Raw genomic sequence first — 22,445 nt, forward strand, 5'->3', positions numbered from 1 at the left:
CACCACAAAGATCATCGTTCCGAAAGGACACCTCATGCCACTCGCGCTCCTCGCACTCGCCATCGGCGGGTTCGGAATCGGACTCACGGAGTTCGTCATCATGGGCCTGCTGCCCGAGGTCGCCGCCGACTTCGCCGTCACGGAGACCGTCGCCGGCTACCTCATCTCCGGCTACGCCCTCGCCGTCGCGATCGGCGCCATCCTCATCACCGTCGCCCTGACCAGGGTCAACCGCAAGACCGCACTCATCGGCCTCATGGTCCTCTTCATCATCGGCAATGCGCTCTCCGCGCTCGCCCCGACCTACGAGATGATGATGATCGGGCGCATCGTCGCCGCGCTCTGCCATGGCGCGTTCTTCGGCATCGGCTCGGTCGTCGCCGCGGGACTCGTCGCCCCGAATCGGCAGGCCGCTGCCATCTCGATGATGTTCGCGGGCCTGACCAGCGCCAACGTCCTCGGTGTTCCCCTCGGCACGTTCCTCGGCCAGGCCGCCGGCTGGCGCTCGACCTTCTGGGCGATCGCGATCATCGGCATCATCGCCCTCATCGGCATCGTCACCCTCATCCCCAAGGACGCCGGGCGCGCGACCGGGACCGGCAGCATCCTCGGCGAGTTCCGGATCTTCCGCACACCGCAGGTGTGGGCCTCGATCCTGCTCACCGTCCTCGGCTACGGCGGCATGTTCGGCGCCTTCACCTACATGGCGTTCACCCTCACCGGCGTCTCCGGGTTCGCCGCCTCGACCGTGCCGTGGCTCCTCGTCCTCTTCGGCGTCGGACTCTTCATCGGCAACTTCCTCGGCGGGCGCGCCGCCGATCGCAACCTCGGTGCCACTCTGCTCACCCTGCTCATCGGTCTCGTCGTCATCCTCGCCGTGTTCTCGCAGGTCGCAGGCTCGCAGCCGGCGGCGATCATCGCGCTCTTCCTGATGGGCGGCTTCGGCTTCGCCACTGTGCCGCCGTTGCAGATGCGCATCATGAACCACTCGGGGACGGCGCAGACCCTCGGATCGGGTGCGAACATCGCCGCGTTCAACGTCGGCAATGCCTTCGGTGCCTGGGTCGGCGGGCTGACGATCGCCGCGGGCCTCGGCTACGCCTCCCCGCTCTGGGCCGGCGCGCTCGTCACCCTGGCCGGCCTCGTCGTCTTCGTCATCGTCGGGCTCTCCCGCGGCGGAGAGCTGCGCCGAGGCGGCCCGACCACCCGTGACGAGAAGACTCCGGAGACCGCTGAGACTCCGGCGACCGCGGGCTGAGGCCTCCTCACCATCCCACCCGGATCGCCTCGGCGGCGCTGAGGGCGAGTTCGACGGACACGCCGTCGATGCTCACCCCGATCGCCGAGGCGGCCGGGTTGACGGCTGTCACCTGGAGAACCGTGCCGAGCACGATGCCGCGGTCCTTCAGGTAGCGCAGCAGCTCGGGGGAGCGATCGGAGACGCGAACGACGGTGACATCGCGACCGACGGTCACCTCGGCGAGCGAGAGATTCGGTGCGGCCGCGGTGTGACCGTCGGCATCGGGGATCGGATCGCCGTGCGGGTCCCGGGTGGGACCGCCGAGGACGGCATCCATCCGCTCGAGCACGAGGTCGGAGACTGCATGCTCGAGCCGGTCGGCTTCGTCGTGGACCTGGTCCCAGCTCAGCCCGAGCTTCTCGACGAGGTAGGTCTCGACGATCCGGTGCCGACGGACGATCTCGACGGCGATCTCCTGCCCGGCAGGGGTGAGCGCGATCGCTCCGTAGGGCTCGTAGTCGAGGTAGCCGTCCTTCGCGAGCTTCTTGAGGTTCGCCGAAACCGTCGAGGCGGTCACTCCCAGCTGTTCGGCGAGATCCGTCGTGGAGGGACGGCCTCCCGGCCATTCGTAGGCCTTCCAGATGAGGGTGACGTAGTCCTCGACCATGCGGGTGACTGCGGGACGTGGCACGTTGACCATTCTATGCATGAGGTTCCTACGCGCGCGGTCCCGTCGTCGCGCCCGCCTCGGCGGGGTCCGTCCTCTCCGCCGAGGCGCCCGTCAGCTGCGTCGTGCGGCGGAACGGGGCGGCAAGGGTCGGGATGATGTCCCTGCGATGGATGATGAGGAAGATGAACGCGAGGACGACCTGGATCGCCGAGAGCACGTAGCGTCCGGTCGTGTCGGTGACGAAGAACTGGACCCCGAAGAGCGCGGCGAGTCCGACCGCGGGAATCCAGTGGAAGCGCAGGGCCAGGATGATCGCGACGCCGAGGATGGTCTGCGTGGCCGTGAGCGTGAACTCCTCGACCTGCCGGGCGTCGAGCGGCAGCATCGTGTCGCCGCCGCCGAGGAAATGGGCGACGGGCAGTGAGCCGACGAGCAGGCTCCACTGGTTGACCTTCGAGGCGATGAGCGTGGCGATCGCCGCACCGCCGAGCCCGCGGAGGGCGAACATCGCGGCGATGATGAACTCGGGTGACTCCGAGGCCAGCGGGGCGAGCCACTGGACGAGGAAGTAGGAGTCGATGCCGAGCGTCGATCCCGAGGCCACGAGCGCCTCGGCGAAGGGCTCAGCCGAGGTGAGGATGATCGCCGCGGAGACGATGAACATCGCCACGACGGTGATCCGGCGGGCCCGCGTCGGCATCGAGACGATGAGGGCTGCGGCGCCGACGAACTCCTCGTCGCTGTTGTCGGCACCCTGACCGGCCCGCCACAGGTAGAGGCCGAAGATGACGATGAGGCCGATGCCGAACCACAGCGGGATGCTGCCGATGAGCGGGATGATGAACGCGATGAGGGCGAGGATGACGAGGAAGCCGATGTCCATCCGGCTCTCACCGCTCAGCTGCAGGGCACGGTTGACCGGGCCGCCGGTGCGCTTCGAGACGCGGTAGGCGACGAGGAGGGCGATGATGACGACGAGCGGCCAGCCGAAGCCGAGGAGCAGACGGTTCGACCCGGTCATGTTCGCGGCCGCGAAGTGGAGGTACTGCGGGTCCGAGCCCGACCGGTACGCGTAGTAGAGGTCGACGGCGTATTCGGGGAGGACGGCGATGAGAGCGAGGAGAGCGATCGCCAGCGCCCCGGCGATGTCCTTCTGCGCGGCCTCGGCGGCCCAGGCGAGGAGGAACGCGGCGGCGACGATCGCGGCGCCGAAGAGGACGAGCTCGACGACCGGGGCGATCTCGATGCCGGCGACGCGCACGACGACAGCGGGAGCCGCGACGAGCAGGCAGAGGATGATGCGGCGGATGAGTGCAGGGGGCACGTGGACTCCTTCAACGTGCCGCAGCCGGGCAGGACCTCGGACGCGACAAGCGGCCGAAGGTCTCGTTCGCCTCACGTGCCTCACCTGAGTCGATGAGGTCCCTGCGAGGTGCCGCGCCGGGCGGTCCTCGTGACCGCCAGTGTGTCGACAGGGCTCAAGCCGGTGGTCTCCGGCGAGGAACTACTCCCCTTCGCCCTCCAGGCTCGTCCACGCGGGTTCGGTGTGTCTACGCACACCTGAGACTTGGGCATCCCACACAATTGCCGCAGCCCTCGTCTGCCCCGAGTTCGCGGGGCAGGCGAGGGCTGTCGCCGGTGCTTATGTGGCTCAGATCACCGATGCGGGGACGGTCGCGACGACGGCTGCCTGCTTACGAGTTGTCGTCGACGAGCGGAGCTTCGTCGCGGGTGACCTCCCGCTGGTCCTCGGGCTTCTGGATGAAGAACGCGAGGACGACGGGGACGAGCCCGATGATCGAGGCGAGCAGGAATGCGTTGTGGGCACCGGGGGCACCGGCTTCGGCGACGCTCTCACCCGCGGCCTGACCGGTGTGCAGCGCCGAGGAGTAGATCGAGATGAGCAGTGCGGTGCCTGCCGCACCGGCCACCTGCTGCAGCGTGTTGAGCGCTGCCGAGCCGTGTGAGTACAGGTGCCGGTCGAGGGATCCCAGTGATGCCGAGAAGAGCGGGGTGAACGATCCGGCGAGGCCGAGGGACATCCCGATCTGGATGAGGACGAGCACCCACACCGGCGTGCCGATGCCGACGTTCGAGTACGCGAACATCGCCGAGGCGATGAGGATCGTGCCGGGGATGAGCAGCGTCCGCGGACCCTTGGCGTCGTAGATCCGGCCCATCACCGGGCCGAGGAGGCCCATGAGGATCGACCCAGGCAGCAGGACGAGGCCCGACTGGGTCGCGCCGAGGCCGACGACGTTCTGCAGGTAGAGCGGCAGGAGGGAGAGCGTGCCGAACATCGAGAGCGCGACGACGGCCATGATGATGACCGAGAGGACGTAGTTGCGCGAGGTGAACACCCGCAGATCGAGCAGTGCCCGGTCCGCTCGGATGAGGACGAGCTGCCGCCACACGAAGAGGCCGAGGAAGACGAGGCCGCCGGCGATCGCCGCCCAGGCCAGACCCGTGCCCGCCGAGGCGCCGGCACCGGATTCGCCGCCGCCGAACTGGCTGAGACCGAAGACGATCCCGCCGAAGGCGAACGCCGAGAGGATGATCGAGACGGCGTCGATCGGGGCATGGGTGGTCTCACCGAGGTTGGTCATCCACTTCGCACCGAGACCGAGGGCGATGAGGCCGATCGGAAGGACGATGCCGAAGAGCCAGCGCCAGCCCAGCGAGTCGAGGACGATGCCCGACATCGTCGGGCCGATGGCCGGAGCCAGGGAGATGACGAGGCTGACCCGTCCCATCATGCGGCCCCGCTGATGCGGCGGGACGACGTTCATCATCGTCGTCATCAGCAGCGGCATCATGATGCCCGTGCCGCCAGCCTGGACGACGCGTCCGACGAGGAGCATCGGGAAGCCCTGCGAGAGCAGGCAGATGAGCGTGCCGAGACAGAAGAGGATCATCGCGGTGAGGAAGATCTGCCGCGTCGTGAAGCGCTGGAGGAGGAAGCCGGTGGTCGGGATGACGACGGCCATCGTCAGCATGAACGCACTCGTCAGCCACTGGCCGAGTTCCGGCGGGATGTGGAGCGAGCGGTTGAGTTCGGGGATCGCGATCGCCATCGTCGTCTCGTTGAGGATCGCGACGAAGGCGGCGACGAGAAGCAGCCAGATGACCCGCATCCCCGCGGGATCGATGACGTCCTCGTTCGAGGCTGAGGCTGGGGTGGTGTTCTTGTCGGTCGACAAGTCAGGACTCCGATCGGACGTGGTGGTCGGTCCCCGCAGATGAGGCGGGATCTCAGGCAGACACAGCACTCAACGGCGACGTCATTGGGCTTATTCCGGCTGCAGGAAGAATTGTCGCACAGTTCTCCTTCCCGGCCTCCAGCGTCGCATGCGGTGCTGACACGGAATCTTTCGCACCGCCCCGGCGTTGGCAGGATCATGACAGACAATGCGGAAACGACGGACACAGCCGGCACGAATGCGACGGCGGGCCCAGCCACGGCAGGCACAGACACGGCAGGCGCAGACACGGCAGGCGCAGACACGACAGGCCCAGGCACGACAGCCGGGGGCGTGGAGTTCGGCGTGGACACCTTCGGTTCGGTCACGGTGGCCGGTGACGGCACTCCGGTGACGCAGGCACAGGCGATTCGGGACCTCGTCGACGACGTGGTCCTCGCCGATGAGGTGGGACTCGACTTCTTCGGGGTCGGGGAGCACCACCGGCCCGACTTCGCCGTCTCGAGTCCGGAGATGGTGCTCTCAGCGGCTGCGGCGCGCACGACGAAGATCCAGCTCGGGTCGACGGTCACCGTGCTCAGCTCCGATGACCCGGTGCGCGTCTATGAGAGGTTCGCGACCCTCGATGCGGTGTCGAACGGGCGCGCGGAGATCGTCGCGGGACGCGGCTCGTTCATCGAGTCGTTCCCGCTCTTCGGCTACGACCTGAGCGACTACGAGGTGCTCTTCGAGGAGAAGCTCGAGCTGCTGGCGGAGCTGCTGCGGGACCAGCCGGTGACGTGGCAGGGGACGACACGCGCGCCGCTGTCGAACCAGCGGGTCTACCCGACCACCGAGAAGCCGATCCCCGCGTGGGTCGGGGTCGGCGGCAGCCCGGAGTCGGTCGTGCGCACCGCGAAGTACGGGTTCAATCTGTTCCTCGCGATCATCGGCGGCGAACCTGCACGGTTCGCCCCCTACATCGACCTCTTCAAGCGCGCGCAGGACGAGTACGGCGTGCCGCACCGGCCCGTGGCCGTCCACTCTCCGGGTCTCGTCGCCGAGACCGACGAGGCAGCCCGCGAACTCGTCTATGACGGCTGGCTGAAGTCGCGGAAGAAGATCGGCCGCGAACGCGGCTGGCCGCCGCCGCAGCCGGGCGACTTCGAAGCGGAGATCGAGACCGGCTCCCTCTACGTCGGCTCCCCGGAGACCGTGGCGAAGAAGATCGCGACGACTGTGCGGGCCCTCGGCGTCAACCGCTTCGACCTCAAGTACGACCAGTCCGAGGTCACGCACGCCGTCCGGCAGACGTCGATCGGCCTCTACGGGGAATCGGTCGTCCCACTCGTCAAGGACATCCTCGCCGGCAGGTGACCGGGGCGGGAGCAGACGCGTCCCGAGCACGACGAAAGCCCAGAATCCGCGGATTCTGGGCCTTTGTCAACGAGTGCTGTCTCAATTGCTCTCGAGTGGAGGTAAGGGGACTCGAACCCCTAACCCTCTGCTTGCAAAGCAGATGCGCTACCAATTGCGCCATACCCCCAGGTGGGTAATCACCCTACACCGAGTCGGTGTGCTTTGACCATTCGGCCTGGGCACGCTGATTCGTGTGCCGCCACCGGAAGAACACCCCCAGCCCCACAAGGGTGAGACCGGAGAGAATCCACTTCTTCATGATCCTCCTCGAAAGGAAGTGGGCCTACCTGGACTTGAACCAGGGACCTCTTCGTTATCAGCGAAGCGCTCTAACCGCCTGAGCTATAGGCCCTTTTCGGGGTGAACCCGAAGTAAAAATATACCGAACGGCGCATCCCCTGCACAAATCCGCGCGCCGTGACACGCCTCACAGCGTGCCGGCGCGCGGATCCTGTGCGGCCGGACCGGTCAGCTCAGTCGTCGGTGAGCGTCAGATGGAAGCCGCCGGCGATGAGCGAGCCGATGTTGTAGACGAAGGCCGCAAGCGTCGAGAGCGCGGTCATGAGGACGATGTTGATGACCGCGATGATGAAGCCCGCGGCGACGACCCGGCCGAAGCCGAAGATGCCGATGATCCGCTCGGCCGACTCCGCGCCGGCGAGCTCCGTCATCGTCGCCTCGAGGCCGCTCATCACGCCGGTGGCCTGGAGGACGATCCAGAGGACGACGAACGCGACGATCGTCGCGATGCCGATGGCCACGGACATGAGGAAGGACATCTTCATGACCGACCACGGGTCGACGGCGGCGACGGTGAGGCGGACGGTCCGGGGACCCTTCCGCTTCTTCCCCTTGCCGTTGTCGACCATGTTCTTCACGCCCATCTTCACGCCCCCGGAGCTGGCGCGCACCGTGTTCGCGACGTTGCCCATCACCGAGGTGGACGGACCGCTGCCGGTCCCGCCCGCGGTCTGGGAGGCGGTCGACTGGGAGTCAGCGGTCTGTGTGCTCGCCGAGGTGGCCGGGGCGGTGGGTGCCGAACCCGTCGAGGGTGCGCGAACGGGCTTGGGTGAGGCCTTCGGGGCCGGCGGAGCGACGACCGTGGCCTTCTCCGTCGCCGGGGCGGCGGACTTCTCCGCCTTCGCCGACGTCCCGGTGCGCGGCGCAGCACCGCCGCGGCCGCTGTTCGACGATCCCGACAATCCCGAAGAACCGGAACGCGCGGAGCCGGACGAGCCGGACGCGGACGAGCCCGAGCCGGTCTCGCTCTTGCCGGAACCGGCGGTCAGTCGGGTCGAACCGCTCGATGTGCGGATGATCTTGCCGGGTCCTGACTGCTTGTTGTCGCTCACTCTTCCACATCCTCGCTGCCGGTCTCGGGGTCCAGACCTTCAGGTTCTGCGCCGGCGGTGTCGGCACCGTCGGTCGCCGTACCCTCGGGCTGGGCACCCTCGGTCTCGGGTGCCGCGGCCTGAGGAGCTGCGCCCTCGAGTGCCGGAACCTCGGCGTCGTCTTCGTCTTCCACTGCGGTTTCGGGTCCACGGGTTACTGCGATGATACGGTCATTCTTGCCCGGCTTCGCGAACACCACACCCATGGTGTTGCGTCCCTTCGCAGGAACCTCGTCGATGTTCGACCGCACCACCTTACCGCGCTCCATGACGACGAGAACCTCTTCTCCCTCGTCGACGATGAGGCCTCCGACCAAGTCTCCGCGCTGCTCGGTGATCTTCGCAACTCGGATTCCCAGGCCGCCGCGACCCTGGACGCGGTACTCGTCGACCGGGGTGCGCTTGGCGTAGCCGCCCTCGGTGACGACGAAGACGTAGGTGCCGGGCTGGACGACGTCCATGGTGAGCAGCTCGTCGTCGTCCTTGAACTTCATGCCGGTGACACCGCCGGTGACGCGGCCGAGCGGGCGGATCGAGTCGTCATCGGCGGCGAAGCGGATCGACATGCCCTTGCGGGAGATCATGAGGAGGTGATCCTCGGATCCGACGATGCGGGCGGAGACGAGTTCGTCCGGCTCGCCCTTGTATTCGCGCAGGTTGATGGCGATGACGCCGCCGGTGCGGTTCGAGTCGTACTCGCTCAGGCGGGTCTTCTTGACGACACCGGACTTCGTCGCGAGGACGAGGAACTCGGCCTCGTCGTAGTCGCGGATCGAGAGCACCTTCGCGATCGTCTCACCGGGCTGAAGTGCCAGGAGATTCGCAACGTGCTGTCCCTTGGAGTCCCGGGAACCCTCAGGGATCTCATAGGCTTTCGCGCGGTAGACGCGGCCGGTGTTCGTGAAGAAGAGGAGCCAGTTGTGCGTCGAGGTGACGAAGAACTGCTCGACGACGTCGTCGCCGCGCAGCTGCGCGCCCTTGATGCCCTTGCCCCCGCGGTGCTGGGCGCGGTAGAGGGTCGACTGGGTGCGCTTGGCGTAGCCGCCGCGCGTGATCGTCACGACGACCTCCTCCTCGGGGATGAGGTCCTCCATCGACACATCACCGTCGAACCCGGCGAGGATCTTCGTGCGACGGTCGTCGCCGAACCGGTCGACGACCTCGTCGAGCTCCTCGGAGACGATCTCGCGCTGGCGCGCAGGGGTCTCGAGGATGTGGTTGTACTCGGCGATGAGCGCCTCGATCTTCTCCGACTCCTCCTGGATCTTCAGCCGTTCGAGGGCCGCGAGACGACGCAGCTGGAGGTCGAGGATGGCGTTGGCCTGGAGTTCGTCGACCTCGAGTAGCTCCATCAGCCCGGTGCGCGCCTCGTCCGAGGACGGGGAGCGGCGGATCAGGGCGATGACCTCGTCGAGGGCGTCGAGTGCCTTGAGGTAGCCGCGCAGGATGTGGGCGCGCTCCTCGGCCTTGCGCAGGCGGAACTTCGTCCGGCGGACGATGACCTCGATCTGGTGCTTGACCCACAGGCGCAGGAACGAGTCGAGCGAGAGGGTGCGCGGCACGTTGTCGACGAGCGCGAGCATGTTCGCGGAGAAGTTCTCCTGCAGCGAGGTGTGCTTGTAGAGGTTGTTGAGCACGACCTTCGCGACGGCGTCGCGCTTGAGCACGATGACGAGGCGCTGGCCGGTGCGGCCCGAGGATTCGTCGCGGAGGTCGGCGATGCCGGCGACCTTGCCGTCCTTGACGTACGAGGCGATCTTCGCCGCGAGCGTGTCGGGGTTGACCATGTAGGGCAGCTCGGTGACGACGAGGCACGTGCGGCCCTGGATCTCCTCGACCTCGACGACGGCGCGCTGGGTGATCGATCCGCGGCCGGTGCGGTAGGCGTCCTCGATGCCCTTGTGGCCGAGGATCGTCGCACCGAGCGGGAAGTCGGGGCCCTTGACGATGCCGAGGAGGGCTTCGAGGGCCTCCTCCTTCGTCGCCTCGGGGTGGGAGAGGAGCCACTGGGCGCCGGCGGCGAGTTCGCGGAGGTTGTGCGGCGGGATGTTCGTCGCCATGCCCACTGCGATGCCCGCCGAGCCGTTGGCGAGCAGGTTGGGGAACCGGGAGGGCAGGACGACGGGTTCGAGGCTGCGGCCGTCGTAGTTCGGCTGGAAGTCGACGGTGTCCTCGTCGATGTCGCGGACCATCTCCATGGCCAGCGGGGCGAGCTTGCACTCCGTGTACCGGGGGGCTGCGGCCCCGTCGTCACCGGGTGAGCCGAAGTTGCCCTGCCCGGCGATGAGCGGGTAGCGCATCGTCCACGGCTGGACGAGGCGGACGAGGGCGTCGTAGATCGCGGAGTCGCCGTGCGGGTGGTACTGGCCCATGACGTCGCCGACGACGCGGGCGCACTTGGAGAAGTTGCGGTCGGGGCGGTACCCGCCGTCGTACATCGCGTAGAGGACGCGGCGGTGGACGGGCTTGAGTCCGTCGCTGACGTCGGGCAGCGCGCGCCCGACGATGACGCTCATCGCATAGTCGAGGTACGACTTCTGCATCTCGAGGTTGAGATCGACCTGTTCGACGCGGTTGATCTCGGTGGGGGTTTCAAAATCGTCAGCCAATGTGGGCTCTTCCCTAGTGTCGTGACCGTTCTTCCGGCCTCGGTGCCGGCTCCCTCAGCGGGAGCGGCGCTCCCGTCCGTGAAGGCGCGGGATCCGTGGCGAACGGCGGCGGATGGAATGTGCGCGGCAGGTGTGCGGATCCGGCGCCGAGGCGGGGCATCCGGATCCGCATGCCGGCTCAGATGTCGAGGAAGCGGACGTCCTTCGCGTTCTCCTGGATAAAGCGGCGACGTGAGTCGACGTCGTCGCCCATGAGGACGGTGAAGATCTCGTCGGCGACGATCCCGTCGTCGAGGGTGACCTGCCGGAGCAGGCGCGTGTCGGGATCCATCGTCGTCTCCCACAGCTCTTCGTAGTTCATCTCGCCGAGGCCCTTGTAGCGCTGGATCGCCTGTTCCTTGGGCAGGCGCTTGCCCTCGGCCTTGCCGGTGGCCAGCAGCGCGTCGCGCTCCTTGTCCGTGTAGGCGAACTGGTAGGGCGCGTTCGACCACTTGATCTTGTAGAGCGGCGGCATCGCGAGGTAGACGTAGCCGTGTTCGATGAGCGGCTTCATGTACCGGAAGATCAGGGTGAGCAGCAGTGTCGTGATGTGCTGGCCGTCGACGTCGGCGTCGGCCATCAGGATGATCTTGTGGTACCGGAGCTTGTCGAGGTCGAACTCCTCGCCGATGCCGGTGCCGAAGGCGGTGATCATCGCCTGGACCTCGTTGTTGCCGAGCGCCCGGTCGAGCCTGGCCTTCTCGACGTTGAGGATCTTGCCGCGCAGCGGCAGGATCGCCTGCGTGAACGGGTTGCGTCCCTGCACAGCGGAACCACCGGCGGAGTCGCCCTCGACGATGAAGACCTCGGAGATGTTCGGGTCCTTCGACTGGCAGTCCTTGAGCTTGCCGGGCATGCCCGAGGACTCGAGGAGGCCCTTGCGGCGGGTCGCCTCACGGGCCTTGCGGGCCGCCAGCCGGGCCTGCGAGGCCTGCAGCGCCTTGCGCACGACGTCCTTGGCCTGGGCGGGGTTCGACTCGAGCCAGTGTCCGAGCTCGTCGCGGACGACGCGCTGGACGAAGCCCTTGACCTCGGAGTTGCCGAGCTTCGTCTTCGTCTGTCCCTCGAACTGCGGGTCACCGACCTTGACGGAGATCACGGCGGTGAGGCCTTCGCGGATGTCGTCGCCGGTGAGGTTGGGGTCCTTCTCCCGCAGCAGCTTCTGCTCGCGCGCGTAGCCGTTGATGAGCGAGGTCAGCGCGGTGCGGAAGCCCTCCTCGTGGGTGCCGCCCTCGTGCGTGTTGATGACGTTGGCGTAGGTGTGGACGGACTCGCTGAAGGCCGTCGTCCACTGCATCGCGATCTCCAGGGAGAGCGTCTCCGCGGCCTCCTCGGCTTCGAAGACGATGATGTCGGGGTTGATGAGGTCGACCTTCTTCGCCGAGTTGAGGTATTCGACGTAGTCGAGCAGACCGTGATCGTACTGGTAGGTGACCTCGCGCGGTTTCGCGTCGGTCTCCTCGTCCTCGTCGATCTGGACGTTGTCGTCGTCGACCTGGGCGTGGCGTTCGTCGATGAGCCTGATCTTCAGGCCCTTGTTGAGGAAGGCCATCTGCTGGAACCTGGCGCGCAGGTACTCGTACGAGAAGTCGGTGGTCTCGAAGATCTCGGCATCGGGCCAGAAGGTGACGATCGTGCCGGTCTTGTCCGTCGGTTCCCCGCGCTGCAGCTCGCCGGTGGGCACGCCGCGGCGGAAGTCCATCGTCCAGTGGTAGCCGTCGCGGAGGACCTCGACGTCGAGGCGCTCGGACAGGGCGTTGACGACGGTCGACCCGACGCCGTGGAGGCCGCCGGCGACCGCGTAGCCGCCGCCGCCGAACTTGCCGCCGGCGTGGAGGATCGTGAGGATGACCTCGACGGTGGGCTTGTGCTCGGTCGGGTGCATCGCCACCGGCATTCCGCGGCCGTTGTCGGCCACGCGGACGCCGCCGTCGGCGAGGATCGTCACGTCGATGTCGTCGGCGTACCCGGCCATCGCCTCGTCGACGGAGTTGTCGACGATCTCCTGCACGAGGTGGTGGAGTCCGCGCTCCGAGGTCGACCCGATGTACATGCCAGGGCGTTTGCGGACCGCTTCGAGACCTTCAAGTACCGTGATGTCCCCGGCGTCGTAATGGGGCTGTTCCTCGGTCGTCATGTGACTCCTCGTACAAATGGACGTTATCAGCTCATTATTCTACCGGGCGCAGCTGACAAATGCCCGCAAGCGGCACAGAAACGTCCATATCGGGATTTTCGACCCGGCAGACGTACCCCCGGACGCAGACGGGTCCGGTTATCGCCGCTACAGGCCTTCTGCTGATTCTGCCGACTTCGCCGATTTCCCTCTATCCGAAGGTGTCGCGCGGACCGCGGCCGCGCACGCTGCGGCGGCCCTTCTTGAATGTCCGTCCGGCCGGACCGCGGATCTCGAGTTCGGTGATCGTCGAGGATCCGAGTCCCGCCTCGAGGGCCCGGAGGATCGTCGGACGCAGCACCCGCAGCTGGGTGGCCCACGTCGTCGAGTCCGCGGCGATGACGAGCAGCGGCGGAGAGAAGTCGACGGGGGTGCAGTGGCGGGCGACCTGTTCGCCGACGAGGTCGGGCCAGCGCCCGAGCACCTTGCCGATGTCGATCGACGACGACCAGCCGCGGGAGCTGATGAGTCCGCCGAGGACCGAGGAGATCGCCGTGGGATCGCGACGGTCCTTGCCCGCCGAGGTGTAGGTGACCTCCGCGCGGACGCGCGAGCGACGGCGGCTGCGGACGAATCTCGCCTCGGTCGCCTCCATCCGCCGCACCCGGTCGAGGGCTTCAAGAGCGGCGACCGGGGTCGCCTCGTCGCGGCTGATGCCGCTCATGAGGCGGGCCCCTCATCCGTGCCGTCGGTCCCGAGCAGCGTCGACTGGTCGATCCGCGCGCCGTCGAGGCCCGCGGGCAGGTCGGCGTCGACGGCGGCGGTGACGAGGACCTGCTCGGCGGCGGTGATCCGCGCGGCCAGCCGGTTGCGCCGCCCGGTGTCGAGTTCGGCGAAGACGTCGTCGAGGACGAGGATCGGCTGCTCGGCGGTCGATCCCGCATCCGCGCTGAGGAGATCCCAGCCGGCGAGCTGCATCGCCAGCGCGAGCGACCACGTCTCACCGTGGGAGGCGTACCCCTTCGCCGGATGCGAGCCGATCATCAGGGAGAGGTCGTCGCGTCCGGGCCCGTGGAGGGTCAGCCCGCGGTCGATCTCCGTCGTCCGGCGCCTCTCGAGGGCACCGAGGAGGAGTTCGCGGGCCTCACTCGCCGAGGTGGTCTGCGAGTAGTCGATGCGCGAGTCGTAGCGTGCGCTCACCCCCTGCCGTTCGAGACGGGCATCGGCGGCGATGTAGGCGAAGTTCTCCTTGAGCGGGTCGACGATGTCGGCGAGCACCCGCTGCCGGCCGAAGACGAGTTCGGCGGCCGCCTCGGCGTAGGCCATGTTCCAGATGTCGAGGGTCGCCTCGAGCCCGGGATCGCGGTCCTCGCGGAGGCGTTTGAGGAGGGCGTTGCGCTGTTTGAGGGCGCGCTCGAAGTCCGTGATCACCGAGGCGAAGCGCGGATTGCGGGCGACGACGAGGGTGTCGATCCACGACCGGCGCTCGGCCGGTTCGCCGCGCACGAGGGCGAGGTCCTCGGGTGCGAAGACGACGGCGGAGACGAGTCCGAGGATCTCCCTGATCTTCACCGGCGAGCGGTTGACCCGCGCGCGGTTGGCGCCTTTGGCCTGGATGGAGACTTCGACGGCGGCATGCCGCGCCCCGCGGTTGACGAGAGCGGAGACGGTCGCCGAACTCGCCTCTTCGTTGACCAGTGGGGCATCGAACGCCACCCGGTGGGAGCGCAGATGCGCGAGATACCCGATCGCCTCGACGATGTTCGTCTTGCCGGTGCCGTTGTCGGCGACGAAGGTGGTGACTCCGGGCCCGAACTCGAGGTCGAGCTCAGGATATGACCGGTAGTTGCGCAGCGAGAGTCGGGATATCCACATTCAGATGCGCGTGGGCATGAGCAGGTAGCGATACGACTCATCGGCCGAGGAGTCGAGGTCCTTCTGCCCGGAGATGATGACGGGCTTCATCGGCTGGGTGAAGGAGAAGTTGACGTAGGGGCTCTCGATCGCCGCGAGCCCCTCGGCGATGTAGTGCGGATTGAAGCCGACGGTGATCGGCTCGCCCTGGAGCACGGCTTCGACGGCCTCGGAGGCCTGCGCGTCGTCACCGGTGCCGGCGTGGAGGGTGAGCATGCCGTCGCTGACCTCGAAGCGCAGCGGAGTGTTGCGCTCGGCGACGAGGGAGACGCGACGCACGGCTTCGCGCAGCACCGCGGTCTCGACGATCGCGTGGATCGGCACCGAGTCGGGGAAGAGCGAGCGGACCTTCGGGTACTCGCCCTCGACGAGCAGCGAGGTCGTCACCCGTCCCGCCGAGGTGAACGAGATGAGGTCCTTGCCGGCGTCCGTGCTCAGGCCGATCGTGACGTCCCCGCCGAGGGACTTCGAGACATCGGAGAGCGTGCGACCGCGCAGCAGCGCGACGGCTGAGACGTCGGGGCGACCCGGGTTCCACGTGAATTCGCGGACGGCGAGGCGGTAGCGGTCGGTGGCCAGCAGGGTGACCTTCTCACCCTCGATCTCGACGCGGACGCTGGTGAGGATCGGGAGGGTGTCGTCCTTCGACGTGGCGATCGTGACCTGCGAGACGGCGTTCTGGAACTCGCCGGCGGAGACGGTTCCCGAATCGTCGGGGACCTGCGGCAGCGACGGGTATTCGGCCACGGGCATCGTCATCAGCGAGAAGCGCGAGGAACCGCACGTGACGTCGACCTTCGACCCGACCTGTTCGAGGGTGACCTCCTGGTTGGGCAGCGCCTTGGAGATGTCGGCGAGGAGGCGACCGGAGACGAGCACGGTGCCCGGGGAGACGACGTCGGCGGAGATCTCGACCCGGGAGGACACTTCGTAGTCGAAGACGGCCAGGCGCACCGTGCCGCCGGTCTCGGCGGTGATGAGGATGCCGGTGAGGACGGGAGCGGAGGGCCGATTGGGGAGGGTCTTGGTCGCCCAGGTCACGGCGTCGGCGAGGACGTCACGATTGACTTTGAACTTCAGAGGGGTTGCTTCGGCGTTCACTTCACTCCTTCGGGAAATCACCCGATGTGCTCGCGACTGTGGCTTGACGGTGCTCGGAAAACTGTACACAGCCTAACCGATGATCCGATACCCGAGCGTGGTCGTCACGGCTGCCCGGACGAACGCCGAGGTGGCGGTCGGGCCCGTGGATCTCGGATCCGAGAATCGTCTTCAAGGCGATGTTCGAATAGTCCTCAGCCTCCGGAGTGACCGCACGGTAGCCGAGCCGTCCGCCGAGCGCAGTCGATGGCGTCCGCCGTCCTATCCCCTTGAGTTGATACAGCAGAAGTATCAGCACCTGTGGAATCTGTGGATGACGGTCGGGCAGGTGCCGGAGATCAGGGGATCGCCGCCTCGGTGAGGGTGTGGATCGCCTGTGCACCGCAGGACGACCGGACGGGGAGGCCTGGGTAAGCACAGACGTGTAGTTCACAGCGGTCCACGTGCTCCACGGCCTCCGTCCCCAGGGTTATCCCCATTGTGATCGGATTGTCCCCAGACTTATCCACAGGTGTGCATAGCGTCTTCTATAGGCGGTGCTGTTGTTTGATGCGGTTTGTGAGTTCGGTGACCTGGGTGTAGACGGCCCGTCGCTCGGCCATCTGCGTTCGAATCTTCTTGTTCGCATGCATGACCGTCGTGTGGTCGCGGCCGCCGAAGGCCTGGCCGATCTTCGGCAGCGACAGATCCGTGAGCTCCCGGCACAGGTACATCGCGATCTGCCGTGCCGTCGTCAGCGTCCGGGAGCGCGAGGTGCCGCAGAGGTCGTCGAGGGTGAGGCTGAAGTAGGCGGCAGTCTGGCCCATGATGTCGGCTGCGGTGATCGCCGGGGTGTCGTCCTGGGTGATGAAGTCCTTGAGCACCGTTTCGGCCAGGGAGACGTCGACCTGCTGATCGTTGAGGTTGGCGAAGGCGGTGACCCGGATGAGGGCGCCCTCGAGTTCGCGGATGTTCGACGAGACCCGGGAGGCGATGTACTCGAGCACCTCGTCGGGGACGTCGAGCTGCTCGCCTGCGGCCTTGCGGCGCAGAATCGCGAAGCGGGTCTCCATGTCCGGGGGCTGGACGTCGGTGAGCAGGCCCCATTCGAAGCGCGAGCGCAGCCGCTCCTCGAAGCCCTTGAGCATCTTCGGCGGCTGGTCGGAGGTGATGACGACCTGCTTGGCCTCGTTGTGCAGGGCGTTGAAGGTGTGGAAGAACTCCTCGACGGTGGCGTCCTTGCCCTGGAGGAACTGGATGTCGTCGATCATGAGGATGTCGACCTCGCGGTACCGCCGCTGGAAGGCGGGACGGAGCGCGTTCGACGTCCGTGACGAGCCGATCGTGTTGATGAAGTCGTTGACGAACTCCTCACTCGAGACGTACTTGACGCGGATCTCGGGGAAGAGCTGTGTCGCGTAGAACCCGATCGCGTGGAGGAGGTGGGTTTTGCCGAGTCCGGAGTCCCCGTAGATGAAGAGCGGGTTGTACGCCTTCGCCGGTGCCTCGGCGACGGCGAAGGCGGCGGCATGGGCGAAGCGGTTCGAGGCGCCGATGACGAAGGTGTCGAACGTGTACTTCGGGTTGAGCTGGGAGACCCCGGGAACGTCGACGGGCGGGGTCGGGGCAGCGGTCGCCTCGGCGATCTCCGCTTCCCGGATCCCCGTCTCACCCGGTGCCGCCTCGGGTCGGGGGACAACCGTCTCAGGTCGGTCCACCGGGGTCGGGGCGGGCGCAGCCACCGGAGTCTCCACAGGTGCCGGGGCAGGGTGCTCATGAGTCGGGGCCGGCGCCGAGGCGGTCTGACCAGTCGGCGCCGAGGCGGTCGTCGATCCGTGGCCTGCCGGCGTCGTGGCGGTGGTCGGCGCGGCGGTGGTGTGGTCGGTCTCGTCGATGAGCTCGTCGAAGCGGATGGGGACGTCGAGTTCGGGATCGACGACGAACCCGAAGGTCACGTCGAAGCCGATGACCCGAGAGAACTCCCTGGTCAGAGGTTCACGCAGGCGGGTCTCGATGGTGCGCCGGGAATGCTCGTCGCGGACGGCGAGGAGGACGAGGGCGTTGTCGACGATCGCCTTGGGCAGCGCGAGGTAGAGGAAGCTCTTCTGATGCTTCGTGAGGTCGGCGTCCTCATCCAGATTGGAGACCACCGTTCGCCATTGGCTGATGAGCTCGTTCTTGGAATTCGACACCGTCGATCCTCTCTGTTGTCGTTCGCGGTCGTCCCACAGTCCACACCTGTGCATGACTTCCACACAGTTTTCCACAGTTTGTGGAGGACTGACGAGTCGGCCGGGCAATCCTCCACACGGGTGGATAAGCGTGTGGAAAACTACATGATTGTGACTTGTGGAAGACGGCAGTCGACGCGGAGATGAACGTGAGTGAACGGGCTGAAACGGTGACGTGAAACATGATCGGCCGGTTTGACCGGTCTCTCCGGCCTTGGCTAAGATGGAGTGTCCTGTGTACCGGGCTGCATCCGATTCTGTTCTAGCTCTTATGCACAGGAGTGCTCGGCGGTCGAGACTCGCACCGCCGTTTTTTGTGAGAACGCGTCAGGCGTTCACCCGCAACCCAGAAATCGGAGACCTCAAGTGAGCAAGCGTACTTTCCAGCCGAACAACCGCAAGCGTGCCAAGAAGCACGGCTTCCGCCTGCGCATGCGGACCCGTGCCGGTCGCGCCATCCTGGCTTCGCGTCGTCGCAAGGGACGTTCCGAAGTCTCGGCCTGACCTTTGATCCCGGATGCGCACCGGCTCCGGCGCGGCGAGGACTTCAGACGAGTCTTCAGAGCCGGCGTTCGGGTGCGCTCGGACCACCTCATGGCGCACAGCCTGTCAGAGGCAGATGATTCCCACGCCCCGCGCGTGGGTTTCATCGTATCCAAGGCCGTCGGCAACGCGGTCAAGCGCAACAAGGTGAAGCGCCGGCTGCGGGAGATCATGCACCCGAGGCTGGCGGAGATGGAGACCGGCAGCCTGTTCGTCATCCGAGCACTGCCCAATGCCACCGAGGCGGCCTTCGCCGACCTCGAGACCGAAGTGGGCGAGCTCATCGAGAAGGCCCGGAAGAAGCAGCAGAATCGTGGACGCCGAACACGACCTCAGACATGAGTCGGAGGTGCCGCGCCGCCCGGCCGGATTCTGGCCGGGGGTGTGGTGGTTCCTGCGCATCGCGCCGCGGATGCCCTTCGTCTGGTTCATCCGGGCGTATCGGGTCGTCGTCTCCCCGCTCTACGGACAAGTCTGCCGGTACTATCCGAGCTGCTCGATGTACGGGCTCGAGGCCTTCGAGATACACGGAGTTCTCAAGGGAATGGTGTTAACTGGATGGCGGATACTGCGGTGCAATCCGTTCTCCCACGGCGGGGTCGATCACGTTCCCGGCTCCGCCCGCGAAGCCCGGTCCGCGGCGATGAGAACCACGGGCTCCGGACACGGGCAGGAGCGCTCGTGATCGCCCGTCCCGCGCGGGACGCACCGGTCCGCGCCCATGTCGCGACCGACTGACAACAATGGCACAATGAACGACGCGCACGAGTCGTTGTAACGAGGAGAACTGAATGGACTGGATCGACAGCTTGCTCTACCCCCTGCAGTGGGTAGTGGCATGGATCCTCGCGATCTTCCACGACATCTTCACCGCACTCGGACTCCCCGCCGCGAACGGCTGGACGTGGGTCCTCTCGATCGCCGGCCTCACCGTCGTCATCCGTGCGCTCCTCATCCCGCTCTTCGTCTACCAGATCCGCGCTCAGCGCAAGATGCAGCTCCTCCAGCCCGAGATCCAGCGGCTGCAGGCGAAGTACAAGGGCAAGAAGGACCAGTACTCCCGCCAGGCCATGGCCGAAGAGCAGATGAGCCTCTTCCGCGACAACAAGACGAGCCCGTGGGCGTCATGTCTGCCGCTGCTCGTGCAGATGCCGATCTTCTTCTCGCTCTTCCGCGTCATCCACAACATGCAGGGCGTGGCTGAAGGCCGCATCGACGCGATCGGCGGTCTCACCCAGGAGCTCGCGCAGCAGGCCGAGGAGTCCTCGGTCTTCGGCGTCTCGCTCTCGGCGACGTTCATGGATCCGGGCATCACCGTCAAGGTGCTCACCGCGGTCCTCATCATCATCATGGCTGCGACGATGTTCATCACGCAGAAGCAGATGATGGCGAAGAACATGTCGGAGGCCGCGATGGCCAACCCGATGATGCAGTCGCAGAAGATGCTCCTCTACATCATGCCGGTCGTCTTCGGCGTCGGCGGCATCTACTTCCCGCTCGGTGTGCTCTTCTACTGGCTCGTGTCGAACACGTGGACGATGGTCCAGCAGCACATGGTCATCAGGAACATGCCCGCGCCGGGGTCGAAGGCGGAGAAGGAGATGCTCGAGCGCAAGGCGCGCAAGGGCAAGACCGTTCCGCAGGCAGAGGTCAAAGGCGCCGCTGTCCCCGCCGAGGAGGCTCCGAAGTCGTCCGGGCAGCGTCAGCAGCCTGTGAGCAAGAACCGCAAGAAGAACAAGAAGCGCTGAGGTAGGACATGTCAGAAGAAGTCATCGACGACAAGGCTGCGAAGCCGACCCGTGCCGAGCTCCTCGAGGAAGAGGGCGAGATCGCGGCGGATTATCTCGAAGAGCTCATGGACATCGCCGACATCGACGGTGACATCGACATCGACGTCGCCGATGGGCGTGCGCAGCTGTCCATCGTGTGTGAGGACGAGGACGACTCGAACCTGCGCACACTCGTCGGTCGCGACGGCAAGACTCTCGGGGCTCTGCAGGAGCTCTGCCGACTCGCTGTGCAGACGAGCACGGGTCAGCGTTCATGGCTCATGCTCGACATCGACGGCTACCGCTCGAACCGCCGTGATGAGCTCATCGGCAAGGCCGAGGCCGCGATCGAACAGGTCAAGGAGTCCGGCGAGGAGTTCGCGTTCAAGGCGATGAACAGCTTCGAGCGCAAGATCATCCACGACCAGGTCGCCAAGGCCGGTCTGGTGTCGGAATCGGAAGGCGAAGGCGAGGGCCGTCACGTCGTCGTCCGCCCCGCAGATGACTGACTTGTCCGCGCTCGAAGTTCCCCCGGCGGGGACCGAAGAGTACTTCGGTGAGGCGTTCCCGCTGGCCCAGCGCTACGCGGAGCATCTGGCGACCACGGGCATCGAGTGGGGTCTCATCGGACCGCGGGAGATCGACCGACTGTGGACGCGCCACATCCTCAACTGTGCGGTCGTCGCCGAATTCGTGTCCTCCGACGACGTCGTCGGGGATGTCGGCAGCGGCGCCGGACTGCCCGGGATCCCGATCGCACTCATGCGCCCGGAGGCGAAGGTCGTGCTCATCGAGCCGATGGAGCGCCGGGTCGAATGGCTGAAGATGGTCGTCGACGATCTCGGACTGGACAATGTCCGGATCGTCAGGGCCCGTGTCGAGGACCTCGTCGACGAGGAGATGTTCAGCGTCGTCACGGCGCGGGCCGTCAAGGCGATGACGACACTCGTCGAATGGACCCACGACGTCATCGGGCCCGAGGGCCGGATCCTCGCGCTCAAGGGTGAGTCGGTCGAGGGTGAGCTCGTCAAAGCGAAGAAGCTGCTCAAACGCTACCGCTTCGGGCAGCCGACGATCCACGTCGTCAACGGCGGAATCCTCGAGGTTCCCAGTCGCGTCGTGGAAATAGCGAAGAAATAGAACGAACCAAATGTGGTCTAGGCTGTCAGTAGCTTTGTGAACCCGATGGATGATGGAGTGCGCCGAATGCCGATCATGGACGAGTCGTCTCCGATAGGTGCCGCGATCGCTCGCGACAATCGTCGTGCCGACCGCCTTGCGCAGGTCAGCTTTCCCAAGCCGGACTCCACTCGCATCTTCACGATCGCCAATCAGAAGGGCGGTGTGGGGAAGACGACGACGGCGGTGAACATCGCCGGAGCCCTGGCGAAGCAGAACCTCAACGTCCTCGTCATCGACATCGACCCGCAGGGTAATGCGAGCACGGCGCTCGGCATCGATCACTACTCCGATGTCACGAGCATCTACGATGTGCTCATCGATGATGTGCCGATGCGCGACGCCGTCGCTCAGGCACCGGACTTCGACACTCTCGTCTGTGTGCCGGCGACGATCGACCTGGCCGGGGCGGAGATCGAACTCGTGTCCCTCGTCGCCCGTGAGCAGCGCCTGCAGCGCTCGTTGGGTCTCTACCTCGAGGAGCGGGCGGCCGCCGGGGATCGGGTCGACTACGTCATCATCGACTGCCCGCCGAGCCTCGGACTGCTCACCGTCAATGCCTTCGTCTCGGCCCGTGAGGTTCTCATCCCGATCCAGTGCGAGTACTACGCACTCGAGGGGCTGAGCCAGCTGCTCAAGAACATCCAGCTCATCCAGAAGCACCTCAACCCGCAGCTGTCGGTCTCGACGATCCTGCTGACGATGTACGACGGGCGCACGAACCTCAGCGCTCAGGTGGCCGAGGATGTGCGGACGCACTTCCCGGAGCAGGTTCTCGGGACGGCCATTCCGCGTTCCGTGCGGATATCCGAGGCACCGAGCTACGGTCAGACTGTCATCACCTATGATCCCCATTCCAGCGGCGCTCTGTCCTACCTGGAAGCTGCTGAAGAGATCGCGAATCGAGGAGTGGAACGTGGCTGAACGCAAGAAGCGCGGGCTGGGACGGGGTCTCGGCGCGCTCATCCCCGACGCTGCGACGAGCGATCGTCCCGTCGATGTCTTCTTCTCCGGCGGCAGCGCCGAGGAGCAGTCGCGCAGTTCAGCCACGGCCGAGGACGCGAAG

The 22,445-nt window shown here is 66.4% G+C and carries 19 protein-coding genes and 2 tRNA genes; 9 read left to right on the forward strand and 12 right to left on the reverse strand.

Annotation, left to right across the window (positions count from 1 at the left end):
* The first annotated feature begins 34 nt into the window (after nucleotides 1-34).
* On the forward strand, nucleotides 35-1,258 hold the full coding sequence (locus FJ887_RS11890) for an MFS transporter (RefSeq protein ID WP_250786226.1): 1,224 nt from the start codon (nucleotides 35-37) through the stop codon (nucleotides 1,256-1,258).
* A 7-nt stretch (nucleotides 1,259-1,265) separates the two neighbouring features.
* Here the strand turns inward: FJ887_RS11890 and FJ887_RS11895 are convergent, their stop codons facing one another.
* From FJ887_RS11895 to FJ887_RS11905, 3 genes are all read right to left on the reverse strand, one after another.
* Nucleotides 1,266-1,931 (reverse strand): metal-dependent transcriptional regulator, encoded by a 666-nt coding sequence (locus FJ887_RS11895; protein WP_212743280.1) that lies wholly within the window; start codon nucleotides 1,929-1,931, stop codon nucleotides 1,266-1,268.
* A 25-nt stretch (nucleotides 1,932-1,956) separates the two neighbouring features.
* Entirely contained in the window at nucleotides 1,957-3,234 is a 1,278-nt protein-coding gene (locus FJ887_RS11900; protein ID WP_219993830.1) for a calcium:cation antiporter family protein, read from the reverse strand.
* A gap of 370 nt (nucleotides 3,235-3,604) precedes the next feature.
* Nucleotides 3,605-5,044, reverse strand: a complete 1,440-nt coding sequence (locus FJ887_RS11905; protein WP_250786238.1) for a DHA2 family efflux MFS transporter permease subunit — start codon at nucleotides 5,042-5,044, stop codon at nucleotides 3,605-3,607.
* A 411-nt stretch (nucleotides 5,045-5,455) separates the two neighbouring features.
* Here FJ887_RS11905 and FJ887_RS11910 point away from each other — a divergent pair, with 411 nt between their 5' ends.
* On the forward strand, nucleotides 5,456-6,466 hold the full coding sequence (locus FJ887_RS11910; RefSeq protein WP_250786227.1) for an Atu2307/SP_0267 family LLM class monooxygenase: 1,011 nt from the start codon (nucleotides 5,456-5,458) through the stop codon (nucleotides 6,464-6,466).
* Nucleotides 6,467-6,562: 96 nt separating this feature from the next.
* On the opposite strand, the gene FJ887_RS11915 is transcribed toward FJ887_RS11910, so the two are convergent.
* The 9 genes from FJ887_RS11915 to dnaA all read right to left on the reverse strand — a co-directional run bounded on the left by FJ887_RS11915 (nucleotide 6,563) and on the right by dnaA (nucleotide 17,849).
* Nucleotides 6,563-6,635: transfer RNA gene (locus FJ887_RS11915), tRNA-Ala, on the reverse strand.
* A gap of 151 nt (nucleotides 6,636-6,786) precedes the next feature.
* Nucleotides 6,787-6,860 (reverse strand) — tRNA-Ile (locus FJ887_RS11920).
* A gap of 121 nt (nucleotides 6,861-6,981) precedes the next feature.
* Nucleotides 6,982-7,860, reverse strand: coding sequence for a DUF3566 domain-containing protein (locus FJ887_RS18555; RefSeq protein ID WP_250786228.1), 879 nt, complete (start codon nucleotides 7,858-7,860; stop codon nucleotides 6,982-6,984).
* On the reverse strand, nucleotides 7,857-10,508 hold the full coding sequence (gene gyrA, locus FJ887_RS11930) for a DNA gyrase subunit A (RefSeq protein WP_140955423.1): 2,652 nt from the start codon (nucleotides 10,506-10,508) through the stop codon (nucleotides 7,857-7,859). Before gyrA ends, FJ887_RS18555 begins: the two co-directional genes overlap by 4 nt.
* A gap of 178 nt (nucleotides 10,509-10,686) precedes the next feature.
* Nucleotides 10,687-12,684: a DNA topoisomerase (ATP-hydrolyzing) subunit B gene (gene gyrB, locus FJ887_RS11935; protein ID WP_137824621.1), complete on the reverse strand. Its 1,998-nt coding sequence runs from the start codon at nucleotides 12,682-12,684 to the stop codon at nucleotides 10,687-10,689.
* 190 nt (nucleotides 12,685-12,874) lie between these two features.
* Entirely contained in the window at nucleotides 12,875-13,387 is a 513-nt protein-coding gene (locus tag FJ887_RS11940; RefSeq protein WP_137824622.1) for a DciA family protein, read from the reverse strand.
* The gene (gene recF / locus FJ887_RS11945; RefSeq protein ID WP_137824623.1) at nucleotides 13,384-14,538 is read right to left on the reverse strand and encodes a DNA replication/repair protein RecF; all 1,155 of its coding nucleotides are present in this window, start codon (nucleotides 14,536-14,538) and stop codon (nucleotides 13,384-13,386) included. The genes FJ887_RS11940 and recF overlap by 4 nt, the downstream gene beginning before the upstream one ends.
* Nucleotides 14,539-15,678, reverse strand: coding sequence for a DNA polymerase III subunit beta (dnaN, locus tag FJ887_RS11950; RefSeq protein ID WP_171006973.1), 1,140 nt, complete (start codon nucleotides 15,676-15,678; stop codon nucleotides 14,539-14,541).
* Nucleotides 15,679-16,205: 527 nt separating this feature from the next.
* Nucleotides 16,206-17,849 carry a chromosomal replication initiator protein DnaA gene (gene dnaA / locus FJ887_RS11955; RefSeq protein ID WP_140955424.1) on the reverse strand — a complete coding sequence of 548 codons (1,644 nt, stop codon included), beginning with the start codon at nucleotides 17,847-17,849 and terminating at the stop codon, nucleotides 16,206-16,208.
* A 405-nt stretch (nucleotides 17,850-18,254) separates the two neighbouring features.
* Between dnaA and rpmH the strand changes: the two genes are divergently transcribed.
* The 7 genes from rpmH (at nucleotide 18,255) to FJ887_RS11990 (ending at nucleotide 22,303) form a co-directional block, all read left to right on the forward strand.
* A complete protein-coding gene (rpmH, locus tag FJ887_RS11960; protein ID WP_009376895.1) occupies nucleotides 18,255-18,392 on the forward strand; it encodes a 50S ribosomal protein L34 in 138 nt (45 codons plus the stop codon).
* A 3-nt stretch (nucleotides 18,393-18,395) separates the two neighbouring features.
* Nucleotides 18,396-18,773 carry a ribonuclease P protein component gene (gene rnpA, locus FJ887_RS11965; protein WP_137825568.1) on the forward strand — a complete coding sequence of 126 codons (378 nt, stop codon included), beginning with the start codon at nucleotides 18,396-18,398 and terminating at the stop codon, nucleotides 18,771-18,773.
* Nucleotides 18,745-19,116 carry a membrane protein insertion efficiency factor YidD gene (gene yidD, locus FJ887_RS11970; protein ID WP_349290521.1) on the forward strand — a complete coding sequence of 124 codons (372 nt, stop codon included), beginning with the start codon at nucleotides 18,745-18,747 and terminating at the stop codon, nucleotides 19,114-19,116. The genes rnpA and yidD overlap by 29 nt, the downstream gene beginning before the upstream one ends.
* Nucleotides 19,117-19,222: 106 nt before the next feature.
* On the forward strand, nucleotides 19,223-20,179 hold the full coding sequence (gene yidC, locus FJ887_RS11975) for a membrane protein insertase YidC (protein WP_140955425.1): 957 nt from the start codon (nucleotides 19,223-19,225) through the stop codon (nucleotides 20,177-20,179).
* 8 nt (nucleotides 20,180-20,187) lie between these two features.
* Nucleotides 20,188-20,709, forward strand: a complete 522-nt coding sequence (locus FJ887_RS11980; protein ID WP_137825566.1) for a Jag family protein — start codon at nucleotides 20,188-20,190, stop codon at nucleotides 20,707-20,709.
* Complete coding sequence (gene rsmG / locus FJ887_RS11985) at nucleotides 20,702-21,340, forward strand: 16S rRNA (guanine(527)-N(7))-methyltransferase RsmG (protein ID WP_140955426.1); 639 nt, start codon at nucleotides 20,702-20,704, stop codon at nucleotides 21,338-21,340. The genes FJ887_RS11980 and rsmG overlap by 8 nt, the downstream gene beginning before the upstream one ends.
* Nucleotides 21,341-21,406: 66 nt before the next feature.
* Nucleotides 21,407-22,303, forward strand: a complete 897-nt coding sequence (locus tag FJ887_RS11990; RefSeq protein WP_140955427.1) for a ParA family protein — start codon at nucleotides 21,407-21,409, stop codon at nucleotides 22,301-22,303.
* The last annotated feature ends 142 nt before the right edge of the window (nucleotides 22,304-22,445 follow it).

The sequence above is a fragment of the Brevibacterium sp. XM4083 genome (assembly GCF_006489205.2).
Classification (GTDB): Bacteria; Actinomycetota; Actinomycetes; order Actinomycetales; family Brevibacteriaceae; genus Brevibacterium.

Bases quoted from the DNA above. Each gene is read 5' to 3' on its own strand.
- rsmG (WP_140955426.1), top strand. From the start codon at position 20,702: ATGACTGACTTGTCCGCGCTCGAAGTTCCCCCGGCGGGGACCGAAGAG.
- recF (WP_137824623.1), bottom strand. From the start codon at position 14,538: ATGTGGATATCCCGACTCTCGCTGCGCAACTACCGGTCATATCCTGAG.
- FJ887_RS11890 (WP_250786226.1), top strand. From the start codon at position 35: ATGCCACTCGCGCTCCTCGCACTCGCCATCGGCGGGTTCGGAATCGGA.
- FJ887_RS11940 (WP_137824622.1), bottom strand. From the start codon at position 13,387: ATGAGCGGCATCAGCCGCGACGAGGCGACCCCGGTCGCCGCTCTTGAA.
- FJ887_RS11980 (WP_137825566.1), top strand. From the start codon at position 20,188: ATGTCAGAAGAAGTCATCGACGACAAGGCTGCGAAGCCGACCCGTGCC.
- gyrB (WP_137824621.1), bottom strand. From the start codon at position 12,684: ATGACGACCGAGGAACAGCCCCATTACGACGCCGGGGACATCACGGTA.
- FJ887_RS11990 (WP_140955427.1), top strand. From the start codon at position 21,407: ATGCCGATCATGGACGAGTCGTCTCCGATAGGTGCCGCGATCGCTCGC.
- FJ887_RS11905 (WP_250786238.1), bottom strand. From the start codon at position 5,044: ATGCGGGTCATCTGGCTGCTTCTCGTCGCCGCCTTCGTCGCGATCCTC.
- yidC (WP_140955425.1), top strand. From the start codon at position 19,223: ATGGACTGGATCGACAGCTTGCTCTACCCCCTGCAGTGGGTAGTGGCA.